Source organism: Teichococcus deserti, assembly GCF_001982615.1.
GTDB classification, from domain to species: domain Bacteria; phylum Pseudomonadota; class Alphaproteobacteria; order Acetobacterales; family Acetobacteraceae; genus Pseudoroseomonas; species Pseudoroseomonas deserti.
Window position 1 is genome coordinate 1 of sequence record NZ_MLCO01000293.1, and the last position, 9,322, is coordinate 9,322.

The 9,322-nt window shown below is 70.0% G+C and carries 11 protein-coding genes; 10 read left to right on the forward strand and 1 reads right to left on the reverse strand.

From position 1 onward, the window contains the following. The first annotated feature begins 132 nt into the window (after positions 1 to 132). The 7 genes from BKE38_RS24615 (at position 133) to BKE38_RS24645 (ending at position 5,342) form a co-directional block, all read left to right on the forward strand. Complete coding sequence (locus BKE38_RS24615) at positions 133 to 843, forward strand: inositol monophosphatase family protein (RefSeq protein WP_076959872.1); 711 nt, start codon at positions 133 to 135, stop codon at positions 841 to 843. Beyond that, positions 770 to 2,287 (forward strand): N-acetylneuraminate synthase family protein, encoded by a 1,518-nt coding sequence (locus tag BKE38_RS24620; protein WP_076959864.1) that lies wholly within the window; start codon positions 770 to 772, stop codon positions 2,285 to 2,287. Before BKE38_RS24615 ends, BKE38_RS24620 begins: the two co-directional genes overlap by 74 nt. A gap of 63 nt (positions 2,288 to 2,350) precedes the next feature. Continuing rightward, positions 2,351 to 3,076: an acylneuraminate cytidylyltransferase family protein gene (locus BKE38_RS24625; protein ID WP_076959865.1), complete on the forward strand. Its 726-nt coding sequence runs from the start codon at positions 2,351 to 2,353 to the stop codon at positions 3,074 to 3,076. A gap of 229 nt (positions 3,077 to 3,305) precedes the next feature. Further along, positions 3,306 to 3,602, forward strand: a complete 297-nt coding sequence (locus BKE38_RS24630) for an HU family DNA-binding protein (RefSeq protein ID WP_076959866.1) — start codon at positions 3,306 to 3,308, stop codon at positions 3,600 to 3,602. A gap of 111 nt (positions 3,603 to 3,713) precedes the next feature. Next, entirely contained in the window at positions 3,714 to 4,376 is a 663-nt protein-coding gene (nthA, locus tag BKE38_RS24635) for a nitrile hydratase subunit alpha (RefSeq protein WP_076959867.1), read from the forward strand. Then, positions 4,373 to 5,029, forward strand: coding sequence for a nitrile hydratase subunit beta (gene nthB / locus BKE38_RS24640; protein ID WP_076959868.1), 657 nt, complete (start codon positions 4,373 to 4,375; stop codon positions 5,027 to 5,029). The genes nthA and nthB overlap by 4 nt, the downstream gene beginning before the upstream one ends. Further along, positions 5,016 to 5,342: a nitrile hydratase accessory protein gene (locus BKE38_RS24645; protein ID WP_242662559.1), complete on the forward strand. Its 327-nt coding sequence runs from the start codon at positions 5,016 to 5,018 to the stop codon at positions 5,340 to 5,342. Before nthB ends, BKE38_RS24645 begins: the two co-directional genes overlap by 14 nt. Here the strand turns inward: BKE38_RS24645 and BKE38_RS24650 are convergent. Next, positions 5,332 to 5,964 (reverse strand): TetR family transcriptional regulator C-terminal domain-containing protein, encoded by a 633-nt coding sequence (locus BKE38_RS24650; protein ID WP_242662560.1) that lies wholly within the window; start codon positions 5,962 to 5,964, stop codon positions 5,332 to 5,334. The two genes, BKE38_RS24645 and BKE38_RS24650, sit on opposite strands and share 11 nt — an antisense overlap. A 132-nt stretch (positions 5,965 to 6,096) precedes the next feature. Between BKE38_RS24650 and BKE38_RS24655 the strand changes: the two genes are divergently transcribed. The 3 genes from BKE38_RS24655 to upp are packed head-to-tail and all read left to right on the forward strand — an operon-like array spanning position 6,097 to position 9,312. After that, the gene (locus BKE38_RS24655; RefSeq protein WP_083747839.1) at positions 6,097 to 7,401 is read left to right on the forward strand and encodes a GTP cyclohydrolase II; all 1,305 of its coding nucleotides are present in this window, start codon (positions 6,097 to 6,099) and stop codon (positions 7,399 to 7,401) included. Further along, a complete protein-coding gene (locus BKE38_RS24660; protein ID WP_106409301.1) occupies positions 7,398 to 8,636 on the forward strand; it encodes a DUF1688 family protein in 1,239 nt (412 codons plus the stop codon). Before BKE38_RS24655 ends, BKE38_RS24660 begins: the two co-directional genes overlap by 4 nt. 34 nt (positions 8,637 to 8,670) lie before the next feature. Next, on the forward strand, positions 8,671 to 9,312 hold the full coding sequence (upp, locus tag BKE38_RS24665; protein ID WP_076959871.1) for a uracil phosphoribosyltransferase: 642 nt from the start codon (positions 8,671 to 8,673) through the stop codon (positions 9,310 to 9,312). Positions 9,313 to 9,322: the final 10 nt, after the last annotated feature.

The following is a 9,322-nucleotide window of genomic DNA, read 5'->3' on the forward strand; positions in this document are numbered from 1 at the left end:
CCCTTGTGCCGTCCCCCCGGCCCCCGCACAATCACGCCCAACGCAGAGGGCAGGTAAACGGGCAGGGATCGCGGCGCGCAAGGCGCCGCCGGCCCGGCCTGTCCCTGTTCCGTCACCACGATCGGGGTTTGCATGGAGCATCAGACACGCGACCTGCTGCACGGGATTGCCGCGCTCGTCGCCGCCGAGATGCCGCAGATCCAGGCGCGGCGCTACGACATCACCCTGAAGCCCGATGGCAGCCCGGTCACCCAGGCCGACATCATGCTGGAACAGCTCATTCACGCTTACGTGAAGGAGCGGATCGACGACCTGACCTTCGTCGGCGAGGAGAGCTTCGACCCGGCGACGCTGGGCAGCGGCACCTACATGGCGCTGCTCGACCCGATCGACGGCACCGAGAACTTCTGCTCCGGGCTGAAGGAGTGGGGCGTCTCCTTCGGGCTGTGGCGGGCCGGGCAGCATCTCGGCTCGATGCTGCTGCTGCCCGAGCTCGGCGAGCGGATGATCACCGGCGAGCCGATCCAGAAGGTGCGCTCGCGCATCACCGGCTTCTCCTCCTCCTTCTCCGAGCAGATCCTCGAGCAGATGCGGGACGAGGTGGAATCGCGCATCATGGGCTGCGCGGTCTACAACCTCTACAACGTGGTGCGCGGCGCCTATCGCCGCTTCAGCAATCCCAAGGGCGCCTATGCCTGGGATCTGCTGCCCGGGCTGATGCTGGCCCTGGAGCATGGTTGCGACGTCAAGGTCGATGGAGAGATTTTCGATGGAAGCCTTCTTGAACCCGGTCGCAAGTATCGCGTCGACATACGCCACCGACACGATCTTCATCCTGGGTAAGGGGCCCTCGGCCGACCTGGTGCGGCCGGAGGTCCTGGCATCCTCGCTGGTGATCGGGCTGAACGATGCCGAGCGCATCGTGCCCGTCGACATCAGCATCTTCCATGCCGACTGGGTGAAGCAGGGCATCGCCGAGGCGGGCTACCGCTCGCAGCTCTACATCACCTCGACCGATTTCGAGGCGCCGGGCCGGCAGGTGGTGCGCGCGCCGCATTACCTGCTGACCCAGGAATCCTCCGACCTGGTCATGCAGCGCTTCATGACCGACGATTTCGGCATCGAGGACGTGCTGTTCCTCTCGGCGCTGAAGCTGGCGCGGCTGATCGCCGAGCAGCGCGGCCGGCCGCAGACCGTCTACATGGTCGGCTTCGACTTCGCGGCCGAGCGCGGCTACAGCCACCAGATCGTCACCGACTTCGCCCCGCATGTCGCCGACGAGCGGCAGGCGCGCATCTCGCTGCAGGAATTCTACTTCCTCAACACGCTCTACTTCCTGCAGAACAGTGCGCTGACGGTGAAGCATGTCGGCGACCGCGCCTTCAGCGCCCTCTCCGCCGATGCACTGAACCGCGAGGTCCTGGGCGAGAGCTCCGGCGCGCCGCGCGACAGCCTGGTCGCCGTCATCGCCGAGATCACCACCAACCATTTCGGCGACCGCAACCGGCTGGAGCGGATGATCCGCGCCGCCGCCGCCGCCGGCGCCGATTACGTCAAGCTGCAGAAGCGTGACGTCGAGAGCTTCTACAGCGCGGAGCAGCTGGCCGGCGCCTATCGCTCGCCCTTCGGCAAGACTTTTGGCGACTACCGGCACGCGCTGGAGCTGACCGCGGATGACTTCGCCTATGTCGACCAGCTGTGCCGCAGCCTCGGCATCCGCTGGTTCGCCTCGGTGCTGGACCAGCCGTCCTTCGAGTTCATGCTGCAGTTCAGCCCGGAGCTGGTGAAGCTGCCCTCGACCATCTCCGAGCACACCGATTATCTGGGCTTCGTCGCCGGCAACTACGACAAGGGCATCGTGCTCTCCACCGGCATGACCGACACGGTCTACGAGAAATGGGTGCTGGACAACTTCACGCGCTGCGAGAAGCTCTACCTCATGCAGGCGAATTCGGCATATCCGACGCCGCTGAACGACTGCAACGTCGCCGTGGTGCGCCACTACGACGTGCTGGCGCGCAGCAATCCGCGCATCGTGCCGGCCTATTCCAGCCATGACTTCGGCGCCAAGGCCTCCAGCCTCGCGGTCGCCGCCGGGGCGCGGATGGTCGAGAAGCATGTCAAGCTCGGCAACACCGAATGGGCGCATTTCGACGCCGTCGCCGTCGACCTGACCACCTCGAAGTTCAAGGACTATGTCGACGCCATCCGCGAGACCGAGCTGATCCTCGGCACCGAGGAGAAGCGCGTCAACGCCAGCGAGCACCACAAGTACTTCCGCAAGTAAGCACGGCGCCGTGCCCTGTCGCCAGGGCGCGGCGATGCTCTGAGAGAAAGCCAGGGGAAGGCAATGAATAAGCGCATCGTGGCCCTGATGATCGGCCGGGGCGGCAGCTCGCTGCCCGACAAGAACATCCTGCCGGTGCTCGGCGCCCCGCTGCTGCACTGGGCGGCCGCCGCCGCGGTGCGCAGCCGGCATATCGGCCGCTACTACATCAGCAGCGACGACGACAAGATCCTGGCGACCGCCGGCCAGGCCGGCTACGTGCAGATCCGCCGCCCGGACGAACTGGCCAGCGCCACGGCGCAGAGCTGCGACGCCGTGCGCCATGCCTTCGAGATCATCGAGAAGGACGGGCCGGCCGATATCGTCGTGGTGCAGCACGCCAATGTCGGCACCATCACCGAGGCGATCATCGATGCCTGCATCGACGGGCTGCTGGAAGATCCCAGCCTCTCGGCCGTGGTGCCCTGCCATGAGAAGGCGGAATACCATCCGCTGCGCGGCAAGGGCGTCACCGCGGACGGCATCCTGAAGCCTTTCGTGCCCGGCATGGACCGCGTCTCGGCCAACCGCCAGGACCTGCCGGCCTGCTATTTCTTCGACCATTCGATCTGGGCGCTGCGCGCCAGCGCCATCCGCGATCCGGACGGCCAGGGCCCCTGGGTCTGCATGGGCCAGCGCATCAAGCCGTATCTGACCGAAGGCTGCCTCGACATCCATTCGCTCGAGGATATCGGCCATACCGAGAACTGGATCCGCGAGCACCAGGTGCCGCAGCCGGGCTTCGTCTAAGTCTCGGTCGTTCTGCATCGGTGATGGTCACGAGCCCGGCGGATCATCCGCCGGGCTCTTGCCGTTTGGCGCCGCAGCCGGGCGGGACACGCGCTTTTCCGCATGACAATATAGCCATTTGCGCCCCTTGCGGCTATCAGAGCCGCCGCCGCAGCGCTGGCGCGCTTGACCGCCCCGGGCGGAATGTGTCTCTGCTGCCTCGTAGTCCTGTTTTCGTGGAGTTCGCCTTTTGACCGAAGAAACCCGCCCGCTCAGCCGCCAGGACCTGGTCGACGCCGCTGCTGCCGCCACCAGCCTGCCCAAGACCCAGGCTGACGCCCTGCTGAAGGCCGTGCTGGCCACGCTCGGCGATGCGCTCGGTGAGGGCCGTGAAGTCCGTCTCGCCGGCTTCGGCAGCTTCGCCGTCAGCCAGCGCGCCGCCCGCCAGGGCCGCAACCCGGCCACCGGCGCGGTCGTCGAGATCGCTGCCTCCAAGTCGGTGAAGTTCAAGCCGGCCAAGGACCTGAAGGAGAAGCTGGGCGAGTGAGCCCGGCGGCACGGCGCCCGGATCGGGCGCCGTGCCCCTCCCTGCCGCAGCCGCCGCTTGACCGGCGCGCCGCGAGGGCGGAACCTTCGCCGATCGAGCGGGGGTGACGCCATGCACGACCATCATGACCACGACGACCATCACCACCACCACCACCATGATCACGACCACGATCATGGCAGCGAGCTGTCGCCGATCGAGCTGCGCGTGCGCGCGCTGGAATCGCTGCTGGTGGAGAAGGGCTATGCCGAGCCCGCCGCCCTCGACCGGCTGATCGAGACCTACGAGACCCGGATCGGGCCGCGCAACGGCGCCGCCGTCGTCGCCCGCGCCTGGACCGATCCGGACTTCGCGGCTTGGCTGCGGCGGGATGCTTCCGCGGCGATCCATTCCATGGGCTTCACCGGCCGCCAGGGCGAGCACATGGTGGCGGTGGAGAACACCGCCGGGACCCACAACCTGGTCGTCTGCACGTTGTGCTCCTGCTATCCCTGGCCGGTGCTGGGCCTGCCGCCGACCTGGTACAAGGCCCCGGCCTATCGCTCGCGCGCGGTGATCGATCCGCGCGGCGTGCTGGCCGATTTCGGCGTGACCCTGCCGGAATCCACCCGCATCCGCGTCTGGGATTCCACCGCCGAGACCCGCTACCTGGTCATCCCCGCCCGCCCGCCGGGCACCGAGGGCTGGGATGCCGGACGCCTGGCCACCCTGGTCAGCCGCGATTCCATGATCGGCACCGCGCTCGCCCGCGCCCCGCAGGACGCGGCGGCATGAACGGCGCCCAGGACCTCGGCGGCATGATGGGCTTCGGCCGCGTCATCCCGGAGCCCGAGGCGGAGATCTTCCACGCCGAATGGGAGAAGCGGGCGCTGGCGGTGACGCTGGCGGCCGGCGCGCTTGGCCGCTGGAACATCGACATCTCGCGCCATGCGCGCGAGACCCTGCCGCCCGGCGAGTATCTGACCTCCACCTATTACGAGATCTGGGTGAAGGGGCTTGAGAAGCTGCTGCTGCAGGCCGGGCTGGTGACGCCGGACGAGATCCGCGAGGGCCGCGCGTCGGGTCCGGGCGTGGAGGTGACGCCGCTGGCCGCCGGCCAGGTCGACGCCACGCTGGCCCGCGGCACGCAGTATGACCGCCCGGCCACGGCGCCGGCGTGCTTCGCCGTGGGCGACCGGGTGCGCACCCGCCGCTTCAACCCGGCGCATCACACCCGCCTGCCGCGCTATGCCCGCGGCCGCGAGGGCGTGGTCGAGGCGGTGCGCGGCGTCTTCGTCTTCCCCGACAGCCATGCGCATGGCGGCGGCGAGGCGCCGCAATGGCTCTACACCCTCCGCTTCACCGGCGCGGAGCTCTGGGGCGAGGGCGCCGATCCGTCGCTGGAGGTCTCGATCGATGCCTGGGAGTCCTATCTTGGCGGCCTGTGACACGCCGCGCGACCTGCCCGGCCTGCCGCAGGATGCCGACGGTCCGGTCTTCGCCGCGCCCTGGGAGGCGCAGGCCTTCGCCCTGACGCTCGCCCTGCACGAGGCCGGCTGCTTCGCCTGGAGCGAATGGGCGGACTGCCTCGGCGCCGAGATCGCCTCGGCCGAGCGGCCCTATTACGAGCACTGGCTGGCGGCGCTGGAGCGGATCGTGGCCGAGAAGCGGATCGTCGCCCCGGCGGCGCTGGAGGAGCGGCGGCTGGCCTGGGCCGCGGCGGCGGCGCGCACGCCGCATGGCCAGCCGATCACGCTCTGAGCGCGAGGCCGCCCAGCACCAGGCGCAGCACGGTGGCGACGCCATCCTCGAATTCCCGCTCGCCCAGGGCCGGGACGTCGAGCACCAGCCGGATCTGCGTCTCGAAATCGGCATAGGTCTGCGTCATCGCCCAGATGGCGAAGAACAGGTGGCGCGGCTCGACGGGGGCCATCCGCCCCTCCGCAATCCAGCCGCGCAGCACGGCGGATTTCTCCTCGACCTGGGCGCGCAGGCCGCCGGCCAGATGCGCCGACAGCAGCGGCGCGCCGCGCAGCACCTCGTTGGCGAAGAGCTTGGAGGCATGCGGGCGGCTGCGCGACCATTCCATCTTGGCGCGGATATAGCTCTCCAGCGCTGCATCCGGCGCGCTGTCGGGGCGGATGGCGTCGGTGGCCGACAACCAGAGCCGCAGCAGCTCCTCCAGCAGCGCCGCATAGAGCGCTTCCTTGGTGCCGAAGTAGTAGTGCAGATTGGCCTTGGGCAGCCCGGCCGCGGCGGCGATCGCCGCCATGCTGGCGCCCTCGAAGCCGGCGGTGGCGAAGACCTGCTCGGCCGCGGCCAGGATCTGCGCCAGGCGCTGCTGGCGCTGCTGCGCCCGGCGGCCAAGGGGAGGCTGGTCCATCGCGGCATCTCCGGGCATCGCAGGAAAGCTTGACCGGGCGGTCAACATAACCCTAGCCTTCTTCTGCTGCCGCACCAAGCCTGCCGCTGGGTCATCCCGGCCCGGCGCGCTGCCGGAGGTTGTCCTGCAACCATGACTGGCCTGACCCCGCCTGGCGTGCCCGCCCCGTCTCGAGATGCCCTGCCGCTGAACCGGCTGCGCGGCAATGGCCCGATCCCGCGGCCGATCATCCTGACCTCGCATCCGCACCGGGGGGCGAGACTGTCGCCCTGGCTGCGCTGGGGGGCGGCCGATCCGCTGGCGCGCGGCCCGGTGGTGGCGACGCTGCAGGACGCGGCGGCGCGCAATGCCATCGGCACCCATTCCGGCGCCTATGCGCTCTACCGTGCCCTGGCCGTCGCCGCCGGGCAGCTGAAGGCGGATCACCGGCCGGATTTCCACAACACCCGGCCGGCCAGCGCCATCGGTCCTTTCCCGGCCTGGGGCGATCCGCAGAAGATCGTCTCGATCGATCCCTTCGGCCATCTGGCGCCGGAATTGTTCGCCGGCCACGGCCTGGATGTGCGGCCGAGCATCGCGGTCACCCGCGCCCAGATCAACATGCCCGAGCTGACGGCGGCGATGCGCGAGGGACGGCTGCGCCCGGATGGCGAGGTGCTGCTGCCCAATGGCGACGCCCGCGTCACCAAGATCGCCATCGAGCCGGTCTGGTACCTGCCCGGCGTCGCCGCCCGCTTCGGCATCGGCGAGACCGAGCTGCGCCGCCACCTGTTCGAGCAGACCGGCGGCATGTTCCCCGAGCTGGTCACCCGCCCCGACCTGCAGGTCTTCCTGCCGCCGATCGGCGGCATGACGGTCTATCTGTTCGGCGACACGGCAAAGCTCGGGCAGGAGGAGACGCGGATCGCCTGCCGCATCCATGACGAATGCAACGGCTCGGATGTCTTCGGCTCCGACATCTGCACCTGCCGCCCCTATCTGGCGCATGGCATCGAGGCCTGCATCGGCATGGCGCAGGAAGGCGGCGTCGGCGTCATCGTCTACAACCGGAAGGAGGGCCGGGCGCTGGGCGAGGTGACGAAGTTCCTGGTCTACAACGCGCGCAAGCGGCAGGAGGGCGGCGACCGCGCCGAGGCCTATTTCGCCCGCACCGAGTGCGTCGCCGGCGTGCAGGACATGCGCTTCCAGGAGCTGATGCCCGATGTGCTGCACTGGCTGGGCATCACCCGCATCGACCGCCTGGTCTCGATGAGCAACATGAAGTTCGCGCCCATCGTGCAGAGCGGCATCACCGTGCTCGACCGCATCGCCATCCCCGACGCGCTGATCCCGCCCGACGCCCAGGTCGAGATGGATGCCAAGAAGGCCGCCGGCTATTTCTCGGACCACGTTCCCGACGCGGCGGAGCTGGCGGTCGCCAAAGGACGCGGCTTGTGAGCCTGGCCACGCGCGGCCACCCGACCGTCGTCCTGCTGCGCCAGCCCGCCTGCATCCGCAGCCGCTGCCAGGCGCTGCTCGCCCTGGCCGAGCAGGACGCCCTGCCGCATTTCTCCCTGCATCCCGAACGCATGGAGGGGGTCGCCGACTACGTCGTCGCGACGATCCGGCAGAACTACCCGGAGCTGCGCATCCCCTACCACGCGCGCTGGCGGCATTTTGCCGCGGGCGGCATCGACCGCTGGGGAGGGCTGGCGGCCACGCTCGCGGGCGAGCCGCCCGCCGAGACCGCGCGCCGCCGCTTCGACCTGGCCATCGTCGCCGTGCTGCTCGATGCGGGGGCCGGGCCGCAATGGCGCTATTGCGACGCCGGCGGGCAGGTGCTGGCGCGCTCCGAAGGGCTCGGCGTCGCCAGCCTCGAGGCCTTCGCCCATGGTCTGTTCTCCGCCGATCCCGCCGACCCGCTGCGCGTCGATGCCGAGGCGCTGGAAAGCCTCGACGCCGCGCGGCTGGGCCATGCCTTCCAGCATTCCGACAGGAACCCGCTGGCCGGGCTGCAGGGCCGCGCCGCGCTGATGCGCAACCTGGGCGCCGCGCTGCGCGCCGCGCCGGCATTCTTCGGCGCGGCGGCGCCGCGACCGGGCGGGCTGTTCGACATCCTCGCCGCCGAGGCGCGGCCGCGCGGCCTGCCGGCCGAGCGGATCCTGGCCCTGCTGCTGGAGGCGCTGGCGCCGGTCTGGCCGCATCGCCTGACCCTGCATGGCGAAAATCTCGGCGATGTCTGGCACCACCCGCTGGCCGCGCCCGGCGGCCCGGGCCAGGGGCTGGTGCCCTTCCACAAGCTGTCGCAATGGATGAGCTATTCGCTCGCCGAGGTGCTGGAGGATGCCGGCATCCCCGTGCTGGACCTCGACGCGCTGACCGGCCTGCCGGAATACCGCAATGGCGGGCTGTTCCTCGATCTGGGCCTGCTGCAACTGCGGGATCCGGCCCTGGCGCGGCAGAGCCTGGCGGTCGACCATCCCGCCATCGTCGAATGGCGGGCGCTGACGGTCGCGCTGCTCGACCGGCTGGCCGGGGCGGTGCGCGAGCGCCTCGGCCTCGATGCCGCTGCCCTGCCGCTGGCCCGCGTGCTGGAAGGCGGCAGCTGGGCCGCCGGCCGCCGCATCGCCCGCGAACTGCGCCCCGACGGCGCGCCACCCCTGACCGTCGCCAGCGACGGCACCGTTTTCTGAACCTGGTTCTTCTGACCTGAAAGCCCGAACGCCCATGCCCGACGCCCCGCGCGCCGTCACCGTCATCCAGCACCCCCTGGTGCAGCACAAGCTGACGCTGATGCGGCAGAAGCAGACCTCGACCGGCGAGTTCCGCCGCCTGGCGCGCGAGATCAGCCTGCTGATGGCCTATGAGCTGACCCGCGACCTGCCGCTGGCCGAGACCGCCATCGAGACCCCGCTGGAGCCGATGCAGGCGCCGATCCTGGCCGGCAAGAAGCTCTGCATCGTCTCCATCCTGCGCGCCGGCGACGGCATCATGGAGGGCATGCTCGACCTCGTCCCCTCCGCCCGCGTCGGCCATATCGGCCTCTACCGCGACCCGGCGACGCTGGTGCCGGTGGAATACTACCTGAAGCTGCCCGACGACATCGCCGACCGCCTGGTCATCGTGGTCGACCCGATGCTGGCCACCGGCCATTCCGCCGCCGCCGCGCTCTCCCGCCTGAAGCAGGCCGGCGCCGACCAGCTGCGCTTCGCCTGCCTGCTCGCGGCGCCGGTCGGCCTGGACGTGCTGACCGAGGCGCACCCGGACGTGCCGGTCTTCACCTGCAGCATCGACCGCGAACTCGACGACCACGCCTATATCCGGCCGGGGCTGGGGGATGCGGGGGATCGGCTTTACGGGACGAAGTGAAGGGCAGGGT

Coding starts and splice junctions, on each gene's coding strand:
- upp (WP_076959871.1), top strand. CDS start 8,671: ATGCCCGACGCCCCGCGCGCCGTCACCGTCATCCAGCACCCCCTGGTG.
- BKE38_RS24625 (WP_076959865.1), top strand. CDS start 2,351: ATGAATAAGCGCATCGTGGCCCTGATGATCGGCCGGGGCGGCAGCTCG.
- nthA (WP_076959867.1), top strand. CDS start 3,714: ATGCACGACCATCATGACCACGACGACCATCACCACCACCACCACCAT.
- BKE38_RS24620 (WP_076959864.1), top strand. CDS start 770: ATGGAAGCCTTCTTGAACCCGGTCGCAAGTATCGCGTCGACATACGCC.
- nthB (WP_076959868.1), top strand. CDS start 4,373: ATGAACGGCGCCCAGGACCTCGGCGGCATGATGGGCTTCGGCCGCGTC.
- BKE38_RS24615 (WP_076959872.1), top strand. CDS start 133: ATGGAGCATCAGACACGCGACCTGCTGCACGGGATTGCCGCGCTCGTC.
- BKE38_RS24655 (WP_083747839.1), top strand. CDS start 6,097: ATGACTGGCCTGACCCCGCCTGGCGTGCCCGCCCCGTCTCGAGATGCC.
- BKE38_RS24650 (WP_242662560.1), bottom strand. CDS start 5,964: ATGGACCAGCCTCCCCTTGGCCGCCGGGCGCAGCAGCGCCAGCAGCGC.